Raw genomic sequence first — 26,210 nt, forward strand, 5'->3', positions numbered from 1 at the left:
GATGCATCCTCTATGTTCAAGATGTCTCCCTGGTGAGGCTTGTGTGGCCACCTTAGGAAGGCGGGGCGCAATCCGGGAAGGACTTTTGTCCACCGGCGGGATAAATTGCCTCAATCTTGAGGGAACGGGGTGCGCGGACTGCCCAGCAGGATCCCGGCGAAAGGCTTCCCGGCTACGGGCCCAAGACGAAGGCTCCGTCCCTTGGGACGGAGCCTTCGTTGGTTAATTCCGGGATCAGGAAGCCTGGTCCACGGCAATCACGATCTTGCCGCGGGTGTGGCCCTCCATGTTGGACCGGAATGCCGCGGCGGCCTTCTCCAGCGGGAAGACCTCGGCAACCTCCACGCGGAGCTTCCGGCTGTCCACCAGATCGGCGAGTGCCTGCAGGTCGGCTGCGACGGGGTTGACCCACATCCAGGTGCCGCCGTGCTCTTCCACTTCGCTGTCGGCAATGGAGGCGTGCCGGCCGCCGTCGGCCAGCACGGCAAGGGTGGCTTGGAGGTTTCCGCCGACGAAGTCGGCAACGACCTCCACTCCGTCCGGGCGCAGCGCGCGTACGCGGTCTGCCAGCCCGTCCCCGTAGGCGACCGGCTCGGCGCCCAGGGAGCGGAGGAAATCGTGGTTCTTTTCAGAAGCGGTAGCGATGACGCTGGCGCCCATGGCCATGGCGATCTGGATGCCGAGCGAACCCACGCCGCCGGAACCGCCGTGGATCAGGACGGTTTCGCCAGCCTTCAGACCGAGCCGGTTGAGCACCTGGTAGGCGGTGAGGCCGGCCAGCGGCAGGCCGGCCGATTCGTTCCACCCGAGCGAGGCGGGCTTCCGGGCCAGGAGCCGCTCCGGCAGCGCGATGTATTCGGCAAAGCTGCCCCCCTGGACGTAGTCCTTGCGGCCGTAGGCGATGACCTCGTCGCCAGGCTGGAACTGAGGGGCATCGATTCCCACCGACTCCACAACCCCTGCCACATCCCAGCCGGGGATTGCGGGGAACTGCAGGTCCATGACGGCATCCAGTCCGCCGGCCATGATCTTCCAGTCCACCGGGTTCACTGCGGCTGCCTTGACCTTGACCAGGACCGTTCCGGGTCCGACCTTCGGCATGGGCTGGTCGCCGTATTCGAGGACGTCAGGGTTTCCGTATTCGCTGTAAGTGATTGCCTTCATGCCTGGCACAACCAGTGGGCTTCGGCTGGCTATTCCGATTTTGGCCGCGAAGTGGCGTATCGCACGGGAGCGCGCAGGCCGACGCCTTTATAGGCGCCGGCCTGCCTCTCATTTCAGGGCCACGTCAATTTGAACCGGGGGCCACCTGCATGGTTCAGCGGGTGGCGCCAAGTGCCGCCCATGCTTTGTTCCGGCGTTCGGCGAGGTCCCGGCGCGCTTCCAAGGCGTCGGCCAGACTGACGGCCACAAACCTGGTTGCCGTCCCGGGTGCCGCGCGGGCGACCAGGTCCATGTCGGCGCTGATCACGGTGCCCACCATCGCATAGCCGCCACCTGAAACGGCATCGCGGTGCAGGATAATCGGCTGGGTTCCGCCGGGAATCTGGATGGATCCCACTGCGTACCCTGCGTCCACGATGTTGGAGGGGTCGGAGCCGGCGCCGAAAGGCTGTTCCCGCTCCTTCCATTTCACGCCTGGGCCGGAGTAACGCAGGCCCATCCGGTCGGCCACGGGCGTCACCTTCCACTCTTCATTGAGGAGATTCCCCAGGCCTTCGTCAGTGAGGCGGTGGTCGTACAACCCCAGCACAATCCGGACCTCCTGCTCTTTTGCGAAAACAGGCCGGAACTCCTCCGGAACGCTCTCGGCCTGGGGCAGCCTTCCGCTGTTCAAAGGAGCGCCGACGGGGACCACATCACCCGCCTCAAGCTTCCGGCCCTTGAACCCGCCGATCGCGCCCAGGCTGTACGTAGACCGGCTGCCCAGCACCTCCGGTACATCGATGCCGCCCTGGACCGCGATGTAGTACCGGGTGCCGCCCCGGATCACACCGAAGGAGAGCTGGTCGCCGGCTTTCAGCTGCAGGCGGGCCCACTGCGGCCGCGACTCACCATTAATCTTCACCTCAACCGGCGCGCCCGTGACGGCGATGACTGCGTCACTGTCGGTAGTCAGCACGGGGCCAAGGTAGGTGCACTCAAGCACCGCTTCCCGTGCTGTGTTTCCCACCAAGGCGTTTCCCAGCTCAGCGGAGTACTGGTCCATGGAACCGCTCTGCGGGATACCCACGTTGTAGTGGCCCGTGCGCCCCTGGTCCTGGACTGTGGTGGCCAGGCCCGGGTTTCCAATTTCAAATGCCATTGAGGGCCTCCATGAGTTCACGGTTGTAGCCTTCTGGGTCGGCCAGTGCCCTGGAAAGCTCGAAGGTCACGGGCGCCTGCCGGTAGCGGAAGGTGCCGGCGGAAATCTCGTCCTGGATTGAGTTGTATTCCGCCTCCGTGACCGGCCTGAACTTCACGATGTCGCCGGGGCGGAAGAACACCATGAAATCCTTGAAGTCAGCCAGTTCCTGGCCGGGATCGAAGATGGGGGCGGCGGCCACGCCGAACATCTGGTACCCGCCGGCGCCGCGGACGGAATAGATACAGCCGAAGCATCCTCCGTGCCCCACGGTCAGTTTGGGGGTGTCGGTACGTGGGCTCAGGTACTTTGGGACCTCCAGCTGCTTCTCGCGGTCCACCAGCTGGAACAGGAACGGCAGCCCGGCAACGAACCCGACCATGGATACGAGCCACGGCTGTTCGTGATGCCGTTGGATGAACTCCGCGGCGTCCTTGAGATGGTTGACCTTCGCCGCGTAATCGATGTCGCTGCCTTCAGGCTCCTGGTGGAAACCTTCGCGGAACCGCTGTGCCACCTCGGCGGTGAAAGGGTCCTCGTACCAGACCGGAACTTCAATGATCCGGGTTTCGAGCGCCTTTTCCTGATGGGACGTCAGATCGCGCTCGATGTCACGCACGGCCGTTTCCAGCTGGTCAGGGGGCAGGACGTCTGGATCGAAGCGCACCAGCAGGGATGCGTTGGCGGGGCAGATGTCCACGATTCCCGGGAGCCGGGCCTCGGAAAGCCTTCCGGCGATGGACATGACTTTGAAGTTTGCCGGCAGGCTCATCGCCTCGGAGACTTCGACGAACAGGAACTCATCGCCGCCCCAGGTATAACGGGCGCCCGGGAGGGCTGCTGCTTCGGTAGTCATTTTGCCCCCAACAGATCGGCTGCGGTTTCGATGAACTTGGAGTGGTGGCTGACCTCGGCGAATTCGGGCCGCGCCAGTAGGGCCAGATGGACGGGGACGGTGGTCTTGATTCCCTCAATGTGCGTCGACTCCAAAGCAGCCAAGGTGGCCGCAATGGCGGCATCCCTGTCGGCGGCGTGGACGACCAGCTTGGCCAGGAGGGAGTCGTAGTACGGGCTCACCACAGAGCCTGCCTCCACCCCGGTGTCCACGCGGATTCCCTTGCCGGAGGGCCACTCAAGAGACTCGATGGTCCCCGGGCTGGGGAAAAAGTGGTGGTTCGGGTCTTCTGCATTGATTCGGCATTCAATGGCATGGCCGCTGAACTGCACATCCTCCTGCGAAATGGACATCGACCCAGTGGAGGCGATCAGCAGCTGCTCCCGGACCAGGTCCACGCCGGTGATCTGCTCGGTGATCGGGTGCTCCACCTGGATGCGGGTGTTCATTTCAATGAATGCCGCCTCGTGGCCAGCGGGGTCGTACAGGAACTCCACGGTTCCCGCGCCGTGGTATCCGCACTGGCGGGCGAGAGCCACGGATGATTCGCGGATGGTGTTGCGGACGGCTTCAGGAAGATTGGGGGCGGGGGCTTCCTCCAGCACTTTCTGGGAACGGCGCTGCATGGAGCAATCGCGGTCGCCCAGGTGGATGAAGTTGGTTCCGTCGCCGAGGACCTGCACCTCAACATGGCGCGCATGCTCCACAAAGCGTTCCAGGTAGACCGTGGCGTCGCCGAAGACGGCAGCGGCCTCGCCGCGGGCCATTTCGATGGTTTCCAGGAGCTCGCTTTCCTCGTGCACGAAGCGGATGCCCCGGCCGCCGCCACCGGCGGAAGCCTTCACCACCAGCGGGTATCCGATGCCGCGTGCAATCTCTACGGCGTCCGCCTCCGGGTCCAGGGGGCCGTCCGATCCCCGGAGCACGGGGACTCCGGCCTTGGCTGCAGCCTCCCGGGCCAGCGACTTATTACCCATCATGGCGATGGTGTCGGCGTTCGGCCCCACCCAGGTCAGGCCCGCTTCCGCCACTTTCCGGGCGAAGTCGGCATTCTCCGAGAGGAAACCGTAGCCCGGGTGCACGGCGTCGCATCCCTGCTCTCGGGCCGCGGCCACAAGGGCGTCCTGGTTCAGGTAGCTGGCCGCTGCCTGGGCCGGGCCAACCACGACGTAGTGGTCGGCTGACTTGGCTGCCAGCGACTCCGCGTCGGGCTCGCTAACCCCCAGCACTGTCTCGATGCCCATGTCGCGGGCGGTTCTGGCGATGCGTACGGCAATCTCGCCGCGGTTTGCGATGAACAGTTTCATGGGCTGCCTTTATCCTTCGCGGATGACGACGATGGAGTCGCCCGGGTTGACCATGTCACCTTCGTTGACTTCGAAGGATTCAAGGGTGCCGGCGACGTCGGACTGGATCTCGGTGAACTGCTTCATGATCTCCACGATGCCGATAGTCTGGCCGACTTCGATGGTGTCGCCTTCGTTGGCGAAAGGGGGTTTGCCCGGGCCGGGCTTGCGGTAGAAGACTCCGGGAAGGGGTGAAACGATCGTGGCCATGTGCTGCTCGCTTTCAGGAGTGGGTGGATGGGGATGAATCGAGTGCCTTGCGCACAGCCGAGGCGACGGCCACGGCGTTGGGAGCATCGGAATGGACGCAGATGCTCTGGAACGCGATGTTCAGGGGAGTGCCGTCGACGGCGGACACGGGCTCACCAGCCACGGCCCGGATGACACGTTCTGCGGCCGCGGCCGGGTCGGTGGGTGCGGGCCGGCGCTGGATGAGGAGTTCTCCGGCGGGGCCGTAATTGAGGTCCACGTAGAGTTCCGCAACGAACTCCACCTCCATGGCGCGGCATACGGACTCGTGGGCGGTGCCGGCCAGGCCGTAGAAGGGGACCCCGAATTGTTTTGCGGTTCCGGCGGCTGCCTGCATGAGGTCTTCGTCTCCGGCGAGCATGCCGTAGAGGGCGCCGTGTGGTTTGATGTGGTTGAGGGACAGCCCGTTCTTCGCGAGGAAAGCAGTCAGGGCCCCCGTCTGGTACAGAATGATGGATTCAACCTCCTCCGGGGTGAGGACCATGCGGCGGCGGCCGAAACCCATGGGATCGGGGAGACCGGGATGGGCTCCCACGGCCACGCCATGTTCCGCGGCCAGGGCCACCGTCCGGTTCATGACGTCGGGGTCCCCGGCGTGGTAGCCGCAGGCGACGTTCGCGACGTCGATGATTTCCATCAAGGCGGCGTCATTGCCGAATTCGTGCAATCCGAAGCCTTCACCCATGTCCGAATTCAGGAGCACCTGGGCAGGCGTGGTTTCCGTCACAGTGTTTTGCATGCAGGCAACGGTACCGAGGCGACGACTCCGTCGGAATTGGGCGGATCGCCGAATGTGAGCACTCGGATTATGCTTTTTGCACTAATAGGGAGGTGTTGCCATGCGCGTTGCTGATCTTGTCGCGGACTCCGCGCTGCACATTCGGCTTGCCGTGCCCGGCGGTCCAGGCCGTCTCACCCGGCCTATCGCCTGGTGTGCGCCCACCGAGCACATGGACCCCACGCCATTCCTGACCGTCAATGCGCTGCTGCTCACCAACGGCATGGGCCTCAACGTGAAGGACTACCGCATCTGGGATGCCTACGTTGAGCGGCTGATGTCCGTGCCGGTGTCAGGCCTGGTTTTCGGGCTGGGTGCAGCGCACCGCGAACTGCCGGCAGGCCTGGTGAAGGCCTGTGAGGCGCATGGCCTTCCGCTGCTTGAACTGCCTCCGGAGGTGCCGTTCATCCAGGTCATGAGGCACGTTGACCAGCTCATCGCGGCTGAGCGCTACGCCGAACTGCGCGCCGGCTGGGATTTGGCCGATGAGTGCACGCGCCTGGCGGCAGGTGGCCACTCGCTGGCCCAGGTGCTGGAGCGGGTGGCCACTGAGATACGGGCGCGGGTGGCGGTCCTTGACCACAATGGCTTTGAACTGATCTCCGCGGGAACAGCCGGGGGCGGAACGGCCCGGACCACTTTGAGCCTGCCCAGCGGGGGCACCCTCCGGTTCAGGCTTGCGATCGAGGGAATCAAGAGCAGCCTGGTGCTGCAGCCGCTGTTGGGGCCGGTAGCTGCGGTCATAGCCATGCAGCTGAGCTACACCCTTGGATCCCGGTCACCCCTGCATTCGCGGGAAGCCGCACGGTTCATGGAGGCGCTGTACGAGGCCAGGGGGACGCCGTCGCCGGTCCTGCACCGCTACGCCGCCGAGGCCGGATTCGAGCCTGACGGGGAGTGGGGGCTGGTACTGCTCGGCCTGGCAGGGGAGGCTGCTCCGGTCAAGCTGAGGACCATCGCATGGCGGGTGCGGGTAGGCCTCCAGGCTGAATTCAGGACCGTGCGGTTCATGGAGGAGGCCGGGCTCACCACCGTGCTGGTGCAGCGCGGGGAGGCAGGGATGGAACTGATGGAAGCTGTCCGCAAGTCCTTCCAGGGCGCGGCGGAACTGTCCGCCGTCGTCTCCGAGTGCGCCACCTTGGAGGAATTGCCGCTGGTGCTGCAGCTTGCACGCCGCCGGGTTGGCGAACCGGGCCTTCATCAGGGGCCGGTTGCAGACCTGGCCGGCGTGGTGGAGGGCCTGCCCGGAGCCGGGCTGGTGGCGATGTCGCAGCGGCTCCTGGCCCCGTTAATGTCCGACGGCGGCTCGGCCTTGCGGGACACGCTTGAGGTTTACCTGCGCCACAGCGGGAATACCCGCGAGGCCTGCAGGGAGCTCTTCATCCACCGCAACACCCTTACGTACAGGCTGCGCAAGATTGAGGAGTTGCTGCGGGTCGATTTGGACGACGGCGAGGTGCGTGCAACCTGTCTTCTGGCCCTGCGGATCGTTGCCTCCCGGACCTAGTTGGCGGCGAGTTCCACAGGTGCCCTGGCAGCGCTGCTTTCCCGGACGAACAGTGTGGGCTTCAGGCGTGCGGGTTCAGGTTTTTCACCCCTGAGTACGGCTTGAATGAGGTCCACTGCAGTGCGTCCGATGTCCGCCATGGGGGAGTGGACCGAGGTCAGCGGAATGGGGAGTTCCGCGGCCAGTGAGGTGTCGTTGTAGCCCACAACAGCCACGTCCTGTCCCACTGTGAGGCCGTGGGAGCGGAGGGCTCCCATCGCTCCGATCGCGGCGAAATCGTTCACGGCAAAGATAGCGGTGGGCCGCGGGCCGGCGCTGGCGAGGATCTTGTCCCCGGCATCGCGGCCGCCGGCGGTGTCGAATCTGGACCAGACCACGTCGTCATCGGAGATGGTGCCGCCCAGGGACCGCCAGCGGTCCACGAAGCCGGCGGTGCGGTCGACGGCGGTGCTTGCGTAGGGCTCGCCGGCTATCACCGCAACGTGCCGGTGGCCCATGTCCCACAGATGGCTGGCCACGAGTTCACCCCCGACGACGTCGTCGCAGGTGGCTGACGGGTAGCCGGGCACCCGGCGGTTCATCAGCACGAACGGCACCTTCCGGTCGGTCAGCTCCTGCAGGAGGCCGCCGTCCAGGTGGGCGTCACCAATGATCAGGCCGTCCACCCGGCGGGCCAGCATGAGGTCGATCTTCCGCCGCTGTTCTTCGGGATCATCGCGGGAGTTCATCACGAAAGCGGAGTACCCCACCTCCGCTGAGGCCTCGTCGATGCCCTCGTACATGATGGCCAGGACCAGGTCCGAAAGCCTGGGGACGATGACGCCGAGCAGTTTGGTCCGCCGGGTGCGGAGGCTGGCCGCTTGCGGATCGGGGGAGTAGCCGAGCTTGCGGGCCAGGTCACGGACGCGCTCGGCGGTGGCGGCCGAAGCCGCTCCCTTGGCCACGTCGGTCCCGGAATGCAGGACCCTGGAGACCGTGGAGGGGTGGACGCCCAGCTCCCGCGCCAAGTCCTTCAGCGTAACTTTCCTGCCGCCGTCGGTGTTTTCTTTCATGTCCCTCTCCTGCCCCCGCGGGTCACTGTAGCCCAGGTTTGCCGCGTGGGCCTCGTCAAAAACGGCACCCGGGATAACTCTTGACGTGACCCCCTTCACATCCTATAGTCGTTCATCAGCGCAACCCAAACGTTTGGGTAGATCCTCCCCAAGCCTTTCCGGCACCCCCATCCCGGGTGCCGCCACTCCTTGTCCAAAGCAACGCCCGCCTTTTCGTGGAACGCAACCCAATCGATTGGGTTGCCCCTCTCGCGCAAACAACCGGAGCTGAAATGACTCTTACCGACCCGCATGTGGTGCTGCTGGCCACAGGAGGCACCATCTCGTCGCGGGCTTCCGAGACCGGCGGCGCGGTCGCTTCCGATACCGGCGAGCAGGTGTTCAAAGCCCTCGGTACACCCGTCCCGCACCCAGTCCGGGTGCTGGACGTATTCCAGAAGGGCTCTTACCTCCTGACCTTCGACGACATGCTCAGGATCTGCACCACCATCAAGGAAGTCCTCAAAGACGCCAATGTCCTCGGTGTGGTGGTGACCCACGGAACGGACACCATGGAGGAGACCGCCTACCTCGCAGACCTTACGCACAGCGACGAACGGCCGGTTGTCTTCACCGGCGCACAACGGGCCGCTGACTCCGACACTCCCGACGGGCCGGACAACCTGGCCCGGGCCATCGCCGTCGCCGGTTCGAAGGACGGGAACGGTAAAGGCGTCATGGTGCAGTTTGCAGGCACCATCTTTCCCGCCGCAGGCGTCCGGAAAAACCAAACTCTTCGGCTCAACGCCTTTGCAAACCCCGATTTTGGGGTACTTGGCCACGTATCAGCCCAGGGAGAAGTCGCCATGGCAGGCAAGGGCCGCAGGCTCGAGGCCCTGCCCTTGCCCCAGCCGGGCGGCGGCTCCCCCCGGGTGGACCTCGTTGCCGCCTACCCCGGCGCGGACTCCACCCTGATGCACGCCGCCCTTGAAGCAGGAGCGGAGGGCATCGTCCTGCAAGGTACCGGAACCGGCAATGCGAATACCAGCATCTGCTCCGAGGTCGCCGCCGCGGTGGCGTCCGGCGTCGTGGTGGTGACCAGCACCCGTGTGGACGCCGGACCGGTCGTCCCGATCTACGGGGCCGGCGGTGGTGGCGAAGACCTGCGCGTCGCCGGGGCCATCAGCTCCGGCCACCTCCGCCCGTCACAGTCGCTGATCCTGCTCAGCCTCCTGCTCAGGATCAACCCTGACCGGGAGCGGATCACCGAAATCTTCACCCAACGAGGGAGGCCTCCTGAACCTTCCGCCTGACACCCCAAACATCACGGATTAAACGAATTGAAAGGAAAATCTCATGGCTAAGGACATTCAAGTCGCCTTCGGCGTGGACGTGGACGCAGTGGCAGGCATGCTCGGCTCTTACGGAGGAGAGGACTCCCCGTGCGACATCAGCCGTGGCCTGTTCAGCGGCGAAGTCGGCGGCCCCCGCCTGGTCCGTCTGTTCCAGAAGTACAACCTCCCGGCAACGTGGTTCGTGCCGGGCCACTCAATCGAAACCTTCCCCGAGCTGACGCAGATGATCGTGGATGCCGGACACGAAATCGGCGTGCACGGATATTCACACGAGAACCCGATCGCCATGACACGGGAACAGGAAACCGCCATCCTGGACCGCGCCATCGAACTGATCGAAAAGGTGTCCGGCCGCCGGCCCACGGGCTACGTCGCGCCTTGGTGGGAATTCTCGCCCGTCACCAACGAAATCCTCCTTGAGCGCGGCATCAAGTACGACCACTCGCTGATGCACCGCGACTTCGAGCCGTACTACGTCCGGGTAGGGGACTCGTGGAAGAAGATCGACTACACCAAGGACGCCCAGACCTGGATGGAGCCGTTGAAGCGCGGGCAGGAAACCGACCTGGTGGAGATCCCGGCCAACTGGTACCTCGACGACCTGCCTCCCATGATGTTCATCAAGGCATCCCCGAACTCGCACGGGTTCGTCAATCCCCGGGACATCGAAGAGATGTGGCGGGACCAGTTCGACTGGGTCTACCGCGAAATGGACCAGGCCGTCTTCACCATGACCATCCACCCGGACGTCTCCGGCCGCCCGCAGGTGCTCCTCATGCTTGAGCGCCTTATCGAACACATCAACTCCCACGAGGGTGTCAGCTGGTGCACCTTCGACCAGATCGCCGACTCCTTCCTCGCACGCAGCCCCCGAAAGGACAGCACGTCATGAGCATTCAAGAACCCGCTGTTGACCTGACGCAGCCCAGGCCGGATGAAAAGCGCCGCTTCCCGGTCTTTTCCAAGCGCAACACCAGCACCGCCACCGTACTTGCCCTGCTCGCCTGGACTGTGGCCGTCTTCGACTACGGCCTGTTCGGCACCCTGCTGCCGGCCATGCAGCAGGAGTTCGGCTGGTCAGCGCCGGAAGCGTACGCCATCAACACCTGGATCGCCGTGGGCACCGCCATCGTCTGCTTCGGCATCGGGCCTGTCATTGACAGGCTGGGGCGCCGCAAAGGAATGATGACCACCATCGGCGGCACCGCCGTCGTCTCTGCCCTGACGGCCGCAATCCCCACCGGCATTCCCGTCCTCAGCAACGCCCTCCTGGTGGTCATCCGTTCCTTCGGTGGACTCGGATTCTCCGAACAGGCCGTGAACGCCACCTACATGAACGAGGTCTACCAGGTCACCGAAGTCGCGGACAAGCGCAAGCGTCCCGGCTTCCACTACTCCTTCATCCAGGGCGGCTGGCCCCTCGGATTCCTGCTGGCCAGCGCACTGGCACTGGCCTTCCTGCCCTCGCTCGGCTGGCGTGCCCTGTACCTGATGGCCACCATTCCCGCTGCCATCATCGTGTGGACCATCATGCGGAAGCTCAAGGAAACCCCCCAGTTTGAACTGCACCACAAACTGACCGAGCTTGAAAAGCACGGGAAATCAGGGGATGCCCACGCGCTGGCCCACGCCTACGGTGTGGAGCACTCCTCGGCAGCCCCGCTCAAGCGCATCTGGGAGCCGCACCTGCGCCGGAACACCATCGTGTTCTCCATCGCCTGGATCGTAAACTTCTTCGGCATCACCATCTTCAGCGTCCTGGGCAGCTCGGTGCTGAAGAACGCCAAGGGCGTGGAACTCTCCGACGCCTTCTGGATGCTGATCGTCATCAACCTGCTGGCCTACTTCGGCTACGTCTTCCACGGCTGGCTCGGTGACAAGATCGGCCGGAAGCGGACCATCATCGGCGGCTGGATCCTCTCCGGCATCTCCTTCGCCATCATGCTCAGCCCCATCGCCACCAGCCCGGTCATGATCATCATCACCTACGGCGCCGGCCTCTTCTTCCTGGTGGGCCCGTACGCGGCCATCCAGTACTTCATGGCCGAGTGCTACCCGGTGAGCTGCCGGGCCACCGGAACCGCGTTCATCGGCGCCATGAGCCAGCCCGGAACCATCCTTGGCGGTGCCATCTTCACCGCCATCGCCGCCGGGAGCGGCACCGGCACCGCCGCCCTCTGGGTCGGTGCCGCCGGCACCCTGCTCTCCGGGCTCCTGATGTTCGCCGCCAAGCCCCCTGCTGAAGCCCTGATGGAGGACCACCCCCATGACGTCGCCTAACAAAGTCGCTATCATCACCGGTGCCGCCAGTGGCATCGGGCGTGCCCTTGCCGTCCACTACGCCCGCCAGGGGGTGCAGTCCGTCATCGGCACCTTCCCCGGCGACCCCCACGATCCGGAGGAAACCCTGCGGCTGGTCAAGGACGCCAATGGTGAAGCGGTGATCCACGAGGTGGATGTCCGCACCACTGCGTCCGTGGACGCCCTTGCCCAGCGGGCCGTGGACGAGTACGGCCGGCTGGACTACGCCATCGCCAACGCCGGGATCCTACGCAATTCCCCGCTGGGGGAGATGACGGACGAGCGCTGGCACGACATGCTCAACGTGGACCTCACCGGCGTGCTGCGCACGCTGCGTGCAGGGGCGGAGAGAATGACCGACGGCGGCGCGCTGGTTGCGGTGTCGTCCATCGCCGGCGGGGTCTACGGGTGGGAGGAACACGCCCACTACGCCGCCGCCAAGGCAGGCGTTCTGGGCCTGGTCCGCAGCGTGGCGGTAGAGCTCGGCCCGCGGCAGATCCGGGCCAACGCCGTGATCCCCGGCCTCATCGAAACCCCGCAATCCCTGGACCCGGTGAACTCGCTGGGCCCCGAAGGGCTGAAGCGGGCAGGGAATGACATCCCGTGGGGCCGGGTGGGAAAGCCGGAGGAAGTGGCAAGCGTGATCGGTTTCCTCACCTCCGACGAGTCCCGCTACATCACCGGGCAGGCCCTGGTGGTGGACGGCGGCCTCACCGTTAAGATGCGCGCCTGACGGCGCCCGCTAGGAAAGGACACCATGAACACATCGACTCATGCTGATGACCAGGCTTCCGGTCATGCTCCAGCCGGGAACGGCCGCGGGGTGGTGGTCACCGGCGGTTGCAGCGGAATCGGCAAAGCCATTGCCGAGGCATTCCTGGCCAACGGGGACAGGGTGGCCGTGCTGGACCGCGCCGGAGGGGACGGCACTATCCGCGTGGAGGTGGCCGACGAAGCCAGCGTACGGGCGGCCTTCGCCGAGGCCCGTGACAGGCTGGGCGGGATCGACGTCCTGGTCAACAGCGCGGGCCTGCTGACGGAGTCTCCGCTGGAGGACATGTCCCTGGCCATGTGGAACGAGACCCTCACGGTGGACCTGACCGGTGTGTTCCTGTGCTGCCGGGAGGTGGTGGGGGAGATGCGGCAGCGCAAGTGGGGCCGCATCATCAACATCGCCTCCCAGCTGGCCATCAAGGGCGGAGTAGGGCTAACGCATTACAGCGCCGCCAAGGCCGGCGTCGTCGGGCTGTCCAAGGCCCTTGCCCTGGAAACGGCTGCGGACAACGTGCTGGTCAACTGCATCGCGCCGGGCCCGATCGAGACACCGCTCGTGGAGGGCATCTCGGAAAGCTGGAAGGCCGCGAAGCGTGCCGAGCTGCCGCTGGGGAGATTCGGGACGCCCGAGGAAGTAGCACCCGCTGCCGTGCTGCTGGCCAGCGACCCGGGCGGAAACCTGTTCGTCGGACAAACGCTGGGGCCCAACTCCGGCGACGTCATGCCGTAAGGAACGGGAACGACATGTGCGGTGCCTGCGGAAGGACCACCGTGGCCGACCCTGCCCTGGGGCCGGTGCGAACCATGCGGCAACACCTGATCGTGGCAGGCGCAGTCAACACGGTCTGCACCGGCCTCCCCGGCGCGCCGAAGGTGACAGCCCTCAAGGACGGCTGGCTGATGACCGGTCCGGCGGGCGCTTCCAGGCAATGCCAAACCCTCGATGAACTGTGGCGGGCCGTGCTCGGCTGCTTCACCGATCCGTCCGTCCTGGACCGGCTGGACAGCCGCCGTCGGGCGTATGCCGCTGACCCTGCCAATGCCGGCCTTCCGGCGCGGGCGGCCGGGCTGCTGGCCGACCCGAACATTACCAAGGAGATTTTGAATGACTGATTATTCCCCGCTCTGGTCACCCATCCGGATCGGATCCACCGAGCTGGAGAACCGGGTGGCGCTGGCTCCGATGACGCGGATCAGCGCCACGGAGGACGGGCACGCTACGGAAAGAATGGCTTCCTACTACCAAGGGTTCGCCCGCGGGGGCTTCGGGCTGCTGATCACTGAAGGCATCTACCCGGACACCGCCCACAGCCAGGGCTACCACTTCCAGCCGGGCATCGCTACGGAGGAACAGGCCCGGTCCTGGGCCACAGTGGTGGACGGCGTCCACGCAGCGGGCGCGAAAATCTTCGCGCAGCTGATGCACGCCGGAGCGCAGAGCCAGGGCAACCGGTATGTGACCTCCTCGGTGGGACCCTCCGCGGTGGCGCCCAAGGGGGAGCAGCTGGGGTTCTACCGGGGTGAGGGCCCGTATCCCGTTCCTTCCGAAATCACCGAGGCCCAGATGGAGGAGGTCAGGGACGGGTTCGTCTCGGCGGCGCTGCGGGCCCAGCAGGCCGGCTTCGACGGCGTCGAAATCCATGGCGCCAATGGCTATCTGCTGGACCAGTTCCTCACGGACTACCTGAACCAACGTGAGGACCGCTATGGCGGCTCAGCGGAAAACAGGGTGCGCTTCGCCGCGGAAATCTGCCGCGACGTCCGTGAAGCCGTTGGCCCGGATATGACGGTGGGGATCCGCCTCTCCCAGGCCAAAGTGAGCGACAACGACCACAAGTGGGGCGGGGGAGTGGCGGAAGCCGAAGTCATTTTCAGCACCCTGGGCGCCACGGGGATCGATTTCGTGCACACCACCGAATACCGCGCCACCGAGCCGGCCTTCGCCGATGCCAAGGAAACCCTGGCCGCGCTGGCCAAGCGGTACTCCGGGGTCCCGGTGATCGCCAACGGCAAGCTCGATGATCCGGACACCGCCGTCTACATGCTGGCCGACGGCTCAGCCGATGTCATCGCGTTGGGCAAGGGAGCCTTGGCCAACCGGAACTGGCCGCACCTTGTCCGCCACGATCTGGAGTTCGGGGAACTCGATCCTTCCGTGTTCGCTCCGTTCGCGGACGTTAAGGATTGGGAGCTGGAGGATCCTGTGTAAGCGGCGCGCACTGATGGGAGGCGGGGCCCGGACGGGACCCGCCTCCTCGCGTCAGCGGCGCCGTCGCCTCCGCACAACCCGGCCGTGTGGACGTTTCCCCTCACAAGCGTTTGGAACGGCTTTTCGTGTCAGGCCGGGTGGGCGGACCGGCAGGTTCCGGACCGCTGGCGGCTCCGGCTGTCGTTGGGAGCGTGGCAAGGTCGGGCCGTGACAGGCTCCGGAGCATGGTGATGGCATCCGCAACAGGCACTGGCTGGAAGAATTGCGCGTCGGCGAGTTCGACGGCGGCGATGGCGCGGGGCGCCAGCTCGGCTCCCGCAGCGGTGACGCGCAGCCGTTTGGCGCGGGTATCCGCGGGGTCGACGTCCCGTTCAATGAGTCCTTTGCCTTCCAGGGTGCGCAGGACCTGGGAAGCCATCTTGACGTCGGTGCCGGCCTGGCGGGCCACGGCCAGCTGGTTGGGATGTTCACCCTGCTCGTTGAGCCACCAGGCACACGCGAGCAACACGAACTGCACATGCGTCAGATCGAGCGGAGCCAAAGCTGCTGCAATATCGCGCTGCCAGCGCAGTGTGGCGTGCCAGAGCAGGAATCCAGGGCTTTCGCCGGGGTTGAGCGGCATCAGCCGCCAGCCATCTTTACCAGCGCAACCATCGTCTCCGGCCAGTCGGCAGTGATGCCCGGCCCGATCTCCGGGCCGGCTTCGTCGGCGCCGCTGCCGGTAATCTCCATCCGGTACACCACCCGGATCCGGTCCTGGTCGATCGGGTCGATGAGGTGGGTGGTGCGGAGGAGCAGGTCCCCGAAGCGGGCCTCATCGATGAAGCGTTCGTTTTCAACTGCCTCGGCAAGGAACAGCGGGATCGGGTCTTCCCCCGGGGGCGTCATCAGGATCTGCGTGCCGGGCTCGAATGGGCCGTTGATCTCGATCTTCTCGATCTCCTTGTTCCAGCTGCCCCAGTTCTCCACGTCCGACCAGAGCCGCCAGATTGCCTCCGGTGTTGCTGCCGTCTCGATGCTGTTCTCGTATTCCCACACGGTAAGCCTCCTAATGAAATAATCTGTGCGTAGATTATCTACCCACAGATTATTTTATGTCCAGACGGGACCGATAAACCACTGCGCCGGGTCGGGGCGCCTTTTCAACGAGTACGACGGCGGAAGCCGTGCGGGTGCCACAGTCGCCGGAGCAGCGGAAGGTTCACTGCTCGATAAGGCCATTCCTTACCGCGAACAGCGTGGCACCCACCCGGTTGGTTGCACCGATCTTGGTGTAGATGTGTTCCACGTGGTTGCGGACTGTCTTGCGGGAGAGGAACAGGGTGGCGGCGATCTGGGCCGGAGTCATTCCGCGGCAGAGCATGCCGAGGATTTCCGCTTCCCTGGGCGTGAGCCCGGCCGGAGCGGCAGGCCGGTGATGGGGCTGCTGGCCGGCTGCCGTGAGCACGGCGTCCGCAGCCTCGCGGCCGATCCGGCCGACTGAAGCCTCCCGCCGCAGCCTGCCAGCTGCATCGGGCGGGGCGAGCGCGGCCCGGTGCGGACGGGGCTCCAGGGAGGAATGGTAGGAGTCTGCAGCGGCCAGGATCCGCTGCTTGATCCCCAACTCCGGTCCGCCGATCCCGCGCGGGTAGCCGGACCCGTCCACCCGCTCATGGTGCAAACCCGTCAGGGCCGCCTCGCCCTTCAGCCCCGGCACCCGGCTCAGGATCCGTTCCCCCAGGTAGGGGTGCATCTGGATCCGTTCCAGCTCCGCCCGGGAGAGGGGCTCCTTCTTGTCCCACACCTGGTTGGATACTCCCAGGCGGCCCAGGTCGTGAACCCATCCTGAGCGTCGGAGCTCAGTGACGTCGTCGGCCGGCAGCCCGTACTCCTCGCCCGCGGCGGCCGCGAGGGCAGCCACGGCGCGCGAATGCCCGGCGGTGTAAGGAGACTTGAGGTCTGCGAAGTCACCGACTGCCTGGAGTACCGCGTCCAGCTGGGGGCCGGACAGGGGAGCGTCAGTGGGAGCCAGGTCCAGGGCCGCCTGCCAGCAGTCGATCTCGAGGAGTCCTTCGGTGAGCGCCGCGGCCTGGTCGATGAACAGCCCGGCCAGGGCCGGATCGAACTGTGTGCCGCGGCGGGCCCGAACCATCGCCACCGCACCGGCCACGCCCTCCTGACGCAGGAACACCTCCGCCGTATCGGCAAGGTGCATGATGCGCATTTCCAGCGGGATGTCCGGCCCCGCAACGCCCTCCGGCAGCCCCTTGCCGTCCCAGCGCTCAAAGGTGTGGGCCAGCAGTCCTGCCACGCCGCCGTCGAGCCCTACATTGCTGGCCAGCACCCCGGCGGAGATGCAGTGCGAGGCAATCATGTTCCGCACCGCGGCGCTGCCCGTCGCCGCGAAACGCGTCCAGTAGGCAAGGCGGGCGAGCGGCGGCAGGCCCGCGCCGGCATGGCTGAACATGCCGGCGTACATGGGCAGTCCATGCTGGTCGCGGTTGTAGTAATCGGCGCGGAACGCGATGTCGTCCGTGAACAGCGCCGCCAGTTCGAACGAATCCGCGTGGCAGCCGATCCACGCCACCTGGTTGGCGTAGTAGAGCCTGCCCTGGCCCGCGGCGTCGACTCCCGCTGCCCCGGCGATCCGCAGCGCCAGCAGGCAGGACCGCAGCATATGCTCCATCGGTTGCCCGAGGCCCAGGTCAATGGCGAGTGACAGCGCGGCCAGGACTTCACTGCGGCGGGGTCCAGCCGGTGACTGCTTCACACCTGCCATTCTAGGGACGCCACCACCGCGGCAGTAGGGATGCTCTGCCGTTATGCGGCCTGCTTCTTCCCTGCGCGGACGCCGGCGGATTCCGGCCTGTTGGGTTTGGCGGTGGACGGGAAGCGTACGCCCACCCGGGCTCCGAACAGTCCACGCTGCGGAAGCCAGAAGTCCGCCAGGTGGTCCTGCACCTCCAGCGGCCCGGGCTGTCCCGCGTCCTCACCCAGGATGGTCGCCCGTGAATCCGTGACCAGCCACAACTGCCGGGGCTGGGCCTGGAACGTCTGGCCGTTGGGCACCACACCGGAGACCTTCATCCTGCCGGCGTTCAGCAGCGGCCCGGCGAATGCCCCCATGGCGCGGAGCACGGGCTCGCTGCGCCACAGGCTTTCCGGCATCCGCATGGCCATGGCGGTCAGCAGGGTGGTGGCGGGGGAGGTGTCCAGCTGAAGGTCCCAGTCGAGGACGCCCGGGACCGTGATCACGGCGCTGGACGGGCCGCTCCACTGGATGTCGACGTCGGCTTCCACCACGCGGTGGAAGGCCAGTCCGAAGTAACGGGCGCAGCTGAACTGGGGCGCCACGTTGGCGTAGAGGGTCCACTCGCCGCCGGGCGCGCGGTGCCAGACGGAGCGGTAGCCGGGGCCCACGGAGCTCACCGGGAAGTCCCGGAAGGCCAGGTAGTGGCCGCTGGTGAAGGGCTGCCCGAAGACGGCCGAGCCGGCGAAATGCTCGGCGGGGTCGTCCGGGAGTTCCTCGAGGGTGGGTGTGGACTGGGCTGATGACTGCGGCTGGTAGGTGTTCATGGCCGCCTCCTTTTCTCCATGCCTTGAGACTAGGAGCGGCCCGCGTCGGGGGCATGGGGCAAGTGCCCCATTTGGCTATGGTTTTGCGCGGTGGGTGGGCGTCGCCGGGGAATTACGACGACGGCTGGCTGGCTTTGCGCCTCCTGTTTCCAACGTTGCTGGCCGGCCTGGTGCGGTGGGCCCGGGCGCGACGTACAGTGATGACACCATCCGGCAACTGCACCCGCGCATCGCCGGACCGTCCAAAGGGGCAGCCGTGGCTCACGCCGAGAATGAGATCACCATCAGCCGTTCGCCGGAGGATGTGTACGCCTTCCTGGCCGACGGGTTGAACAACCGGAAGTGGCGCGCCGGAGTGCAGTCCATCTCGCTGAAGAGCGGCGCTGCCGGTGCCGTGGGCTCCGTTTACCGGCAGACACTCTCGGGCCCGGGTGGCCGCGCCATCGACGGCGACTACGAGATCACTACCGCCGAACCCGGCCGGCTCCTCGCCTTCCAGGTGGTGGCCGGCCCTGCCCGGCCCAGCGGGGAATACCACTTCGGCCAGTTACCGGAAGGCACCAGGGTGAGGTTTACCCTCGACCTGCAGCCCAAGGGACTCATGAAAATCATGGGTCCAATGGTCCAGCGCACCATGGACGCGGAAGTGGCGCAGTTGGCCCGGCTGAAGGCTGTTCTCGAAGGCTGATATTCCGGTTGGCGGGCGTCAGGAGTTCAGCGAGTCGATGACCCTTGAAGCAGCTTGGATGCTTTCCCAGCCGCGGCGGGCAGCCGCTGCAGTGCCGGAATCCGGCGGCGTGCCCTTGTTTTCGAGAATGGCCACGAAGGTTGCGTTGACCACGTCCTCCCGTAGCTCAGCGAGCCACGGGCCCCGGATGGTTGGCATGACCGGCACACGGGCCCGGCATGTCAGGAAGTGTCCGGCGACAACGGCGAAGGCAAAGCAGGCGATGCCGGCAAGCAGGAGCCTCAGGATGTCGTCCGCGCTGGTTGCCACGATGTATGCAGGAGGAGCGATCAACGCGGCCATCAGCCCCAACCGCAGTGCCAGGACTTCCCGGCTGCGGCCGGCCGCCCTGCGCCGCGACCAAGTACCGGCCAGCTGCTTATCCCGGACAGCCTGGGCTTTTATACGCCAATGCCGCTGGGAGCCGAGGTGAAGCCGGACGAGGGCGCGGGCGGCAGCCAGTTCTTCGGGGTTGTCGCGACGAAGTGCTTCCACAGCCGGGTCTGGTTCATCGGCCCAGGCACTCCTCAGCCGGCGGTCGATGGCAGCTGCCATCACGTCCAGGCTAAGTTTCGCAGCCTCCTCTGCCACCTCGGCCGGAGCAGCAATGGTTGTCGTCGGCTGTACTGCGCCCGCTGGGGCCGTGCGGTGCCCATAGCGTGGCGAGCCGTCGGCGAGTAGGTATTCATTGCTCATGGTTCCCCCAAAGAAGGCCTCCGCCGAGGCAGTGGCCCTAGATTGCGTTTTTATTCGCCAACAGGAGTCTTCGCATTGGCTGCTGAAAATATTGTGGGCGAGGCCGCGGGCGCAAAGCGCAATTCTTGGCGAAACCTTTGACGTTTTGAGCCGAGGTTGAGGAATCCAAGGAAGCCTTGAGGTCGCTCTGCTCAGATCAGCTGTGCTTAGTGCAGTTGTTGCGGGTGCTCACGGCCAGCGGTCTGAGTCAGCGGGCGTGAGAGGCTGAGCGGTCTGTGGTGGGAGGATTAGGAATGGAGTTCCGAAGGAGTCTTTAGCCGCAGCGAGGACATGTCGCCGGGATCTCGAGCGAACCCTAGGGGTAAGTCGATAAACCACGCAAAAGAACGTCGGGGTCGTTTCCTACCCCGACGTTCTTTTTATAAATTCGCTATGCTACTTGGCGCTGGAATTTCCGGAGCAGGAAGCCATCGCGCCCGTGCCAGAGCCGCTGTTCTTGGAGACGCTCGCACCGTCAACCAGGACTTCGCAGGTAACAGAAGTAGCAGCGCTGAAGTCGCCCGTGACGCTGAGCGTGCTGAAGCTGATCCCCTTCGCGGTCAGGTCTTTCTTCCAGTTGCCGGCAATGTCCTCGTTCGAGGAGCCATCCCCGTTCCAGTAGGTGACCTTCGCAGGGCCCGTGGTGGTCACGACATACTCGATCTTGTGTTCTTTGTTCAGCGCATCGTTGACCCCGTTTGCGGCTGCAGCGACCAGCGACGTGACAATGATGGCAACGATGATGGCGACCGCGCCCAGGATAAGGCCGGTGATAGAAGTACCCTTCTTAGTGAGTTTCCGGGTCAGGCCAATGCCGCCGAAGATTATGGCCAGCGGGCCGAGAATGAATGCAACAGTTCCCAGAATAGGAATGATTGCGAAGACGACGGCGACAATGCCGAGGACCAGGGCCGTGGTCCCAAACCCGTTACCCTTCATTGGTTGGTTAATGGCCTGCGCGGAAGAACCTTGGGCGAGGGGAGGGGAGTAGGGTTCACTCATGACTGTCCTTTGTGTGATGCGGTCTAGATAATGCCGCTGTCAACCAATTCAGGCGGAGTGACAAGATAGCTCGTTTCCCCAATCAACGGCGATCTCAGTGTATGTACTTTTGAAGACAATGACATGCATTTTTGCGAACTTGCTGAATTGTGTCGGGTGGCCATTTGATAATGGAGCCCTGAACAGCCGAATTGATTCAATCCTGGGGGAAAACTGTGCCAAAGCTTCCATGACGAAGAGGCCAACGGGGTATGCTCCCCGAGCGGGATGGAGTTCATTCCATTGTTTTTCCAGGGGGAGATTTGAAAGTCTATAACTCGCCAGCCAACTGGCCTTCACCGCCCGTTGGCTGGCAGCCACACGAGGGCTGGCACCCGGATCCTGTGTGGGGACCTGCTCCCCCGGGACATGAATTCTGGATTGAAGTTCCTGAGACGGCTTTTCCTCCGGAGCCGCGGGGTAAGGAGCTTACAACCACAGCATTCGTGCTGGCGGCTGTGGCAATCGTCTTGTGTTGGATCCCGATCCTCAACATCCTGGGATTCCTCCTGGGACTTAGTGCAGTGGTTATGGCCATCGTTGACTTGGTTACCACGCGACGTACTGGATTCCCGCTCCAGGGCATGACTGTAGCCGCCCTCGCTATCGGAGGCGTCTCGCTAATCGGCGTTATTACATTTCAGATGGCTTACTCTTCAGCTTCGAACGAACGACACGGCGCAAGCGCTGCATCAGCTGCCACGCAGTCGGCTACGCAGCCGGCTAATTCAACACCGTCGGGAACTACCAGCCCCGAACCAGTTGTGGCGGTGGAGGGGTCGGCTGAAAAGCCTCATTCCCTTGGCACGGCGGCCATCGTGGGAAACGAATATCAAGTTCAAGTTCTTAGCGTTAAGCTCAACGCGACTGACGAGGTAGTCGCCAACAACATGTTTAACAAGCCTCCCAAGGGGACGTATGTCCTCGTCGATCTTGCGGTGACCTATGCAGGGGCTAAAGAGGGGAATCCCTGGATTGACTTGTCGCCGACGTTTGTAGGCACAGATGCGAGGCAATACGACGCCAGCGCGTGCGGAGCCTCTCTCGACAATGGTGCAATGAATGTACCGACCCTCGAAAAGGGCGGCCAGGCAAACTATCAGGTTTGCATGGACGTGCCCACCGGTGCGATTGAAGGTGGCAAGATCTTCGTCCAGAAAAGCTTTTCCACGAATAGCAAGTCCAGAATTTATTGGGGACTGAGATAGCACAATGATGGGGGACCAATGACTGAGAACATCCCGTCTATACCGCCGGCGCCGAGGTCTGGGCCGCACTACCCTTCGCGCCCGCCTTCTGGCTCCATCAGGGGCAATGAGGCGGCCTACGGAACGCCGCAGCCCTACGACGTGCCTCCCCCCGTCGCCAACGGCCAGCAATCCCAATATCAGCATCCTCAGTACGGCCAAGCGCCCCTGCAGCATGCGCGGCAGTGGTACCCGCCGGCGCCAGAACCCAAATCGTCGGGCTTACGGGTTGCAGCCGGCATTGTCGGCATCGTGCTCGGTGCCCTCATGCTTTTCGCGGCCTTGGCGGGATTCACCCACAACGTGATCGCTGGCTTCCTCTTGTTGGTGGCTGCACTGGGGAACATTACTACCGGAATTGTGCTGTTAGCGAGTCAGCGCAGTCGCAATCGCGGTGCCCCGGTCACCTCCCTAAGCTTCGCCGGATTCGCCCTGCTGACGGCCCTTCTGGCGGTCCCGTTTCTCGGCGGGGCTGTGCTCTTCTTCGCGGTTCTTCTGGCTACGCCGGTCGTAATCCTCCTGAGCCTTGGGCTCGCGCGGGAGAAGAGCGCCGCTTGATCCGTCTGGGTTCCTGAGCCAAGCAGTCCTGACTTTTGTCGTCCCGGCAGGGGTGCCCGCATTGCTACCCCGCCACCGCCGCCTTCGCCGCCCGCGTGGCGTTCATCCACTCGGTGATCCACGGGGCCCGGACAGAGGACGTGATACGGCAGTCCGCCACGAAGGTCCCACGAGCCCCGGCGTCGATCCAGTCCTGCAGTTCGGACAGGTCCGACAGGGACCGGATGACGGCGGACTCAGCACCCAGTGCCCGGGCTATGCCGCTGAAATCCACCTCGGGGATCAGCATCGGCTTCTCCGTCAGGCCCTGCGAGCCGTACTGGTGGATTTCGGCACCGTAGGCGGCGTCGTTGTAGATCACCACGATCGCGCTGCGGGCGGCGCCGATCAACGACTCGAGATCGGACAGGCCCATCAGGAAACCGCCGTCGCCGGCGGCCAGCACCAGGGTACGCCCGTCCTCCACCGCGCGGGCTGCCCCGACGGCACTCGCAAGCCCCAGCCCGATGGACTGGAACGCGGTCCCCACCATCACCAGGTCCTGCGGCCGCGGGATGTTCCAGTACATGGGCGCCCACCCGATGAAGTGCCCGCCGTCCTGGACCACGGTACGGCGCTCCGGCAGCACGGCATCCAGCGCGGTGGCGAGGGAGCGCGGGTCCAGCCGGCCGTCCACCGACTCAGCGGATCCAGCAGAATGCCCGGGTCCCGCAGCAAGACGCCGGACAGCCTCCGCCCGCCACGCGCCAGCAGCGTCCTCACCATCAAGCAAAGAAAGCAGCCGGCCAGCAGCAACCTTCACATCCACCTGGACAAACAGGTCCACCCGCGGATTCGTCGGCTCCACCGCGGTGTCGATCTGGATGACTGCGGCGTCCGTGCCCAGCAGGTGCCCGAACCGCATGGTGAACGGGCTCAGGCTCGCCCCGGCCACCAGGACCACGTCCGCCTCGCCCATGAGCCCGGCCGCGGTGTCGGTGCCGAAACCGCCGGCGACGCCCAGGTACCCCTCGCCGTTGAGGAGGTTGAGCGCGAGGGCGGTTCCGGCGGTCAGTGCGCCGAGCCGGTCGGCGAGTTCGCGGAGTTCCGGGCCGGCGCCGGCGAGGTGTGCGCCCCGGCCGGCCAGGATCAGTGGCCGCCTGGCACCGGCGAGCAGGCGGGCTACCCGCGCAAGGTCCGTACCGCCGTCGTCCGTCACCTTCAAAGCCGTTGGCTCCGGAAGGTCCTCGTCCGCAGCCTCAAGCGCGGCGAGGTCGTACGGGATGGCAAGCACGACGGCGGTGCGCCGGGTGAGTGCGTACTCCACCGCCTGCCGGGTGATGGCGCCTCCGGCGCCGCGGGTGACGGTGAAGGTGGCCGCGCCGAGGCCGGCGGCGATGGCGGCCTGGTCCACGTCCCAGGGCCGGGCGCCGCTGGTGGGCGCGTCCCCGGTGACCAGCACCACCGGGATCTGCGCCTGGACGGCCTCGGCCAGGGCGGTGAGCGCGTTGGTGTAGCCGGGGCCGTAGGTGGTGGTGCCTGCGGCGAGCAGTCCCGAGGTGCGGTAGTACGCGTCGGCCGCGGCGATGGCGGCGCCCTCGTGCCGGACAGGGGTGAAGCGCAAGCCCTGCTGCTCCGCGGCGTCGAGGAAGTAGACGTTGCCGTTGCCCATGACGCCGAAGACGTCGCTGACATAGCTGCTGAGAACCTGTGCCACGCGGCCGGAGACGGTAAGTGAAGTCATGCAGGAATCCTGTGACCTGCGCCTCAGATCAGCAAGAGGCCGGAATTCCACTGGGACTTTTGGCAGCAGGAGAAGCAGTGACTGACAAAATGCGCACGTGTGGCGCCCATCACCAATACTTAGTCCGAAACGCGGGACTCCTGCTCGGACAGCCGGCTGATGAGGCCGTCGTATCGCGGCGGCATGAGTTCCAGGATCGAGATGGCCGTGCTGGTCCGCTCGATCCCATCGATCTCCAAGATTTCATTGGTGATGCGGTAGAGGTCGGCCGTGCCGCGGGCCACCACTTTGGCCATGAGGTCCGCGTCGCCGGTGGTGGCGTGCACCTCGATGACCTCCGGGATCGCGGCGAGCCCGTCCTCCACCGAGCCCGTCCGGGTCTGGCTGATCGACAGGGAGAGGAAGGCCATCAGCTCGTAGCCGAGCGCGGCCGGGTCAAGCCTGCGGCTGAAGGAGCGGAGCGCGCCGCTGCGCTCCAGCCGCGCCAGCCGTGCATGGACGGTGTTGCGGGCGACGCCGAGCGTCCGGGAGAGAGCCAGGGCGCTCGCTTCGGGGTCCTTGTCCAGGGCAAGGATGATCCTGCCGTCGAGCGAATCGAGGGTCCGGGATGTTGTGATGGTCATATTTTCACCAGAGGTACTAGAAGTTGAGCAGAAGTCCCAAGCACAAAAGCGTATCTTGCAATGTGGTCCGGGTCACTTCCATGATCGGTCCTCATGACCCCTGAACAACTCCTGGCCGAACCCGCCACCGCGCTGCCCGCCCTGCGCGCCGCGGTGACCGGACTCCCGGCCTACGTCCCCGGCAGGCGCAGCCTCGGCGCGGACACTGCCGCCCTCGCCAGCAACGAAAGCCACTACGAGCCCCTGCCCGCCGCCACCGCCGCCGTTACCGAAGCGGCCGGCAGGATGAACCGCTACCCGGACATGGCCGCCGTCGAACTCCGCGAACGGATCGCCCGGCACCTGGGCGTCACCGCGGAGGAGGTGGCGGTGGGGCCTGGCAGCGTGGGCGTCCTGCAGCAGATCATCACCGGGCTGTGCGACGCCGGGGATGAAGTGGTGTTCGCGTGGCGCTCCTTCGAGGCGTACCCCATCCTGGTGGAGCTGGCAGGTGCCCGGCCGGTCCGCGTGCCGCTGGATGACGCCGAGGGCCACGACCTGGACGCCATGGCCGCCGCCGTCACCGAGCGCACGAGGGTCATCCTGCTCTGCACCCCCAACAACCCCACCGGCGTGCCGATCAGCCATGGCCGCCTCGAGGCCTTCCTGCAGTCTGTCCGCCCCGACATCCTGGTGGTGATCGACGAGGCCTACGTGGAATACGCCGACGCCGGCAGCGGCCCCGACTCCCTGGCGCTCTACCGCCGCTACCCGAACGTCTGCATCCTGCGCACCTTCTCCAAGGCCTACGGGCTCGCCGGCCTGCGCGTCGGGTATGCCATTACGACGGCGGCAATCGCCGAAGGTTTGCGGCGCACCGCCCTGCCGTTCGCCGTGAGCGCGCTGGCCCAGAAGGCCGCCATCGCATCGCTGGACGCGGGGGAGGAGATGGCAGCGCGGGTTTCCCTGGTGAAGCAGGAACGCGCCCGGATGGCCGCCGAGCTGGAGGCCCAGGGATGGAAACTGCAGCCGAGTCAGGGCAACTTCCTGTGGATCCGCACCGACGCCCCGCTTCTTGCCTTGCTCGCGGATGCGTTCGATGCCGCGGGAATTCTGGTCCGGGCGTACCAGGGCGACGGCCTGCGGATCACCGTGGCCGACCCTGCCTCCAACGACCGCGTGCTCCGGCTCCTCGCAGCCTACGTGCCCCTCGCAAGTTCCTGACCTTTTTCT

The 26,210-nt window shown here is 65.5% G+C and carries 27 protein-coding genes; 12 read left to right on the plus strand and 15 right to left on the minus strand.

Going from position 1 to position 26,210, the window contains the following annotated elements:
- Positions 1–234 precede the first annotated feature (234 nt).
- The 6 genes from VXJ37_RS04490 to pxpA form a co-directional block, all read right to left on the minus strand.
- Positions 235–1,164 (minus strand): NADP-dependent oxidoreductase, encoded by a 930-nt coding sequence (locus VXJ37_RS04490; RefSeq protein WP_331321868.1) that lies wholly within the window; start codon positions 1,162–1,164, stop codon positions 235–237.
- Between the two features lie 154 nt (positions 1,165–1,318).
- A complete protein-coding gene (locus VXJ37_RS04495) occupies positions 1,319–2,305 on the minus strand; it encodes a biotin-dependent carboxyltransferase family protein (protein ID WP_331321869.1) in 987 nt (328 codons plus the stop codon).
- Complete coding sequence (locus VXJ37_RS04500; protein ID WP_331321870.1) at positions 2,295–3,200, minus strand: 5-oxoprolinase subunit B family protein; 906 nt, start codon at positions 3,198–3,200, stop codon at positions 2,295–2,297. Before VXJ37_RS04500 ends, VXJ37_RS04495 begins: the two co-directional genes overlap by 11 nt.
- Complete coding sequence (locus tag VXJ37_RS04505; protein WP_331321871.1) at positions 3,197–4,546, minus strand: acetyl-CoA carboxylase biotin carboxylase subunit; 1,350 nt, start codon at positions 4,544–4,546, stop codon at positions 3,197–3,199. The genes VXJ37_RS04500 and VXJ37_RS04505 overlap by 4 nt, the downstream gene beginning before the upstream one ends.
- Before the next feature lie 9 nt (positions 4,547–4,555).
- Complete coding sequence (locus VXJ37_RS04510) at positions 4,556–4,795, minus strand: acetyl-CoA carboxylase (protein WP_018770516.1); 240 nt, start codon at positions 4,793–4,795, stop codon at positions 4,556–4,558.
- Between the two features lie 13 nt (positions 4,796–4,808).
- Positions 4,809–5,573, minus strand: a complete 765-nt coding sequence (gene pxpA / locus VXJ37_RS04515) for a 5-oxoprolinase subunit PxpA (RefSeq protein ID WP_331321872.1) — start codon at positions 5,571–5,573, stop codon at positions 4,809–4,811.
- 100 nt (positions 5,574–5,673) lie between these two features.
- Between pxpA and VXJ37_RS04520 the strand changes: the two genes are divergently transcribed.
- Positions 5,674–7,119, plus strand: a complete 1,446-nt coding sequence (locus VXJ37_RS04520; protein WP_331321873.1) for a PucR family transcriptional regulator — start codon at positions 5,674–5,676, stop codon at positions 7,117–7,119.
- Here the strand turns inward: VXJ37_RS04520 and VXJ37_RS04525 are convergent.
- Positions 7,116–8,171: a LacI family DNA-binding transcriptional regulator gene (locus VXJ37_RS04525; protein ID WP_331321874.1), complete on the minus strand. Its 1,056-nt coding sequence runs from the start codon at positions 8,169–8,171 to the stop codon at positions 7,116–7,118. The genes VXJ37_RS04520 and VXJ37_RS04525 overlap by 4 nt on opposite strands.
- A gap of 272 nt (positions 8,172–8,443) precedes the next feature.
- On the opposite strand from VXJ37_RS04525, the gene VXJ37_RS04530 reads away from it, so the two are divergent.
- Genes VXJ37_RS04530 through VXJ37_RS04560 form a run of 7 tightly spaced genes read left to right on the plus strand, consistent with a single transcriptional unit; the run spans position 8,444 to position 14,789 of the window.
- A complete protein-coding gene (locus tag VXJ37_RS04530) occupies positions 8,444–9,463 on the plus strand; it encodes an asparaginase (protein ID WP_331321875.1) in 1,020 nt (339 codons plus the stop codon).
- A gap of 43 nt (positions 9,464–9,506) precedes the next feature.
- Positions 9,507–10,397 (plus strand): polysaccharide deacetylase family protein, encoded by an 891-nt coding sequence (locus tag VXJ37_RS04535; RefSeq protein ID WP_331321876.1) that lies wholly within the window; start codon positions 9,507–9,509, stop codon positions 10,395–10,397.
- Positions 10,394–11,785, plus strand: a complete 1,392-nt coding sequence (locus tag VXJ37_RS04540; protein ID WP_331321877.1) for an MFS transporter — start codon at positions 10,394–10,396, stop codon at positions 11,783–11,785. The genes VXJ37_RS04535 and VXJ37_RS04540 overlap by 4 nt, the downstream gene beginning before the upstream one ends.
- Positions 11,772–12,539 (plus strand): SDR family NAD(P)-dependent oxidoreductase, encoded by a 768-nt coding sequence (locus VXJ37_RS04545; protein WP_331321878.1) that lies wholly within the window; start codon positions 11,772–11,774, stop codon positions 12,537–12,539. Before VXJ37_RS04540 ends, VXJ37_RS04545 begins: the two co-directional genes overlap by 14 nt.
- Positions 12,540–12,563: 24 nt before the next feature.
- On the plus strand, positions 12,564–13,310 hold the full coding sequence (locus VXJ37_RS04550; protein ID WP_331321879.1) for an SDR family NAD(P)-dependent oxidoreductase: 747 nt from the start codon (positions 12,564–12,566) through the stop codon (positions 13,308–13,310).
- Positions 13,311–13,351: 41 nt separating this feature from the next.
- Positions 13,352–13,693 (plus strand): hypothetical protein, encoded by a 342-nt coding sequence (locus VXJ37_RS04555; RefSeq protein WP_331321880.1) that lies wholly within the window; start codon positions 13,352–13,354, stop codon positions 13,691–13,693.
- Entirely contained in the window at positions 13,686–14,789 is a 1,104-nt protein-coding gene (locus VXJ37_RS04560; protein ID WP_331321881.1) for an NADH:flavin oxidoreductase, read from the plus strand. Before VXJ37_RS04555 ends, VXJ37_RS04560 begins: the two co-directional genes overlap by 8 nt.
- Positions 14,790–14,889: 100 nt before the next feature.
- Here the strand turns inward: VXJ37_RS04560 and VXJ37_RS04565 are convergent, their stop codons facing one another.
- The 4 genes from VXJ37_RS04565 to VXJ37_RS04580 all read right to left on the minus strand — a co-directional run bounded on the left by VXJ37_RS04565 (position 14,890) and on the right by VXJ37_RS04580 (position 18,344).
- Positions 14,890–15,411, minus strand: coding sequence for a MarR family winged helix-turn-helix transcriptional regulator (locus VXJ37_RS04565; protein ID WP_331321882.1), 522 nt, complete (start codon positions 15,409–15,411; stop codon positions 14,890–14,892).
- Positions 15,411–15,827, minus strand: a complete 417-nt coding sequence (locus VXJ37_RS04570; RefSeq protein WP_331321883.1) for an SRPBCC family protein — start codon at positions 15,825–15,827, stop codon at positions 15,411–15,413. Before VXJ37_RS04570 ends, VXJ37_RS04565 begins: the two co-directional genes overlap by 1 nt.
- A 163-nt stretch (positions 15,828–15,990) precedes the next feature.
- Positions 15,991–17,538, minus strand: a complete 1,548-nt coding sequence (locus VXJ37_RS04575) for an HD domain-containing phosphohydrolase (protein WP_331321884.1) — start codon at positions 17,536–17,538, stop codon at positions 15,991–15,993.
- Between the two features lie 50 nt (positions 17,539–17,588).
- Complete coding sequence (locus tag VXJ37_RS04580) at positions 17,589–18,344, minus strand: hypothetical protein (protein ID WP_331321885.1); 756 nt, start codon at positions 18,342–18,344, stop codon at positions 17,589–17,591.
- 256 nt (positions 18,345–18,600) lie between these two features.
- Here VXJ37_RS04580 and VXJ37_RS04585 point away from each other — a divergent pair, with 256 nt between their 5' ends.
- A complete protein-coding gene (locus VXJ37_RS04585; RefSeq protein ID WP_331321886.1) occupies positions 18,601–19,032 on the plus strand; it encodes an SRPBCC family protein in 432 nt (143 codons plus the stop codon).
- Between the two features lie 18 nt (positions 19,033–19,050).
- Here the strand turns inward: VXJ37_RS04585 and VXJ37_RS04590 are convergent, their stop codons facing one another.
- Both VXJ37_RS04590 and VXJ37_RS04595 read right to left on the minus strand, forming a co-directional pair.
- Complete coding sequence (locus VXJ37_RS04590; RefSeq protein WP_331321887.1) at positions 19,051–19,767, minus strand: hypothetical protein; 717 nt, start codon at positions 19,765–19,767, stop codon at positions 19,051–19,053.
- A gap of 435 nt (positions 19,768–20,202) precedes the next feature.
- Positions 20,203–20,808, minus strand: a complete 606-nt coding sequence (locus VXJ37_RS04595; protein ID WP_331321888.1) for a hypothetical protein — start codon at positions 20,806–20,808, stop codon at positions 20,203–20,205.
- 569 nt (positions 20,809–21,377) lie between these two features.
- Here VXJ37_RS04595 and VXJ37_RS04600 point away from each other — a divergent pair.
- Both VXJ37_RS04600 and VXJ37_RS04605 read left to right on the plus strand, forming a co-directional pair.
- The gene (locus VXJ37_RS04600) at positions 21,378–22,055 is read left to right on the plus strand and encodes a hypothetical protein (RefSeq protein ID WP_331321889.1); all 678 of its coding nucleotides are present in this window, start codon (positions 21,378–21,380) and stop codon (positions 22,053–22,055) included.
- 18 nt (positions 22,056–22,073) lie between these two features.
- Positions 22,074–22,652 carry a hypothetical protein gene (locus tag VXJ37_RS04605; RefSeq protein ID WP_331321890.1) on the plus strand — a complete coding sequence of 193 codons (579 nt, stop codon included), beginning with the start codon at positions 22,074–22,076 and terminating at the stop codon, positions 22,650–22,652.
- Between the two features lie 64 nt (positions 22,653–22,716).
- On the opposite strand, the gene VXJ37_RS04610 is transcribed toward VXJ37_RS04605, so the two are convergent.
- Both VXJ37_RS04610 and VXJ37_RS04615 read right to left on the minus strand, forming a co-directional pair.
- Entirely contained in the window at positions 22,717–24,375 is a 1,659-nt protein-coding gene (locus VXJ37_RS04610; protein WP_331321891.1) for a thiamine pyrophosphate-binding protein, read from the minus strand.
- Positions 24,376–24,494: 119 nt separating this feature from the next.
- The gene (locus tag VXJ37_RS04615) at positions 24,495–24,998 is read right to left on the minus strand and encodes an Lrp/AsnC family transcriptional regulator (RefSeq protein WP_331321892.1); all 504 of its coding nucleotides are present in this window, start codon (positions 24,996–24,998) and stop codon (positions 24,495–24,497) included.
- A 93-nt stretch (positions 24,999–25,091) separates the two neighbouring features.
- Between VXJ37_RS04615 and hisC the strand changes: the two genes are divergently transcribed.
- Entirely contained in the window at positions 25,092–26,201 is a 1,110-nt protein-coding gene (gene hisC, locus VXJ37_RS04620; protein ID WP_331321893.1) for a histidinol-phosphate transaminase, read from the plus strand.
- The last annotated feature ends 9 nt before the right edge of the window (positions 26,202–26,210 follow it).

This window comes from Pseudarthrobacter phenanthrenivorans (assembly GCF_036455295.1).
GTDB lineage: Bacteria > Actinomycetota > Actinomycetes > Actinomycetales > Micrococcaceae > Arthrobacter > Arthrobacter phenanthrenivorans_C.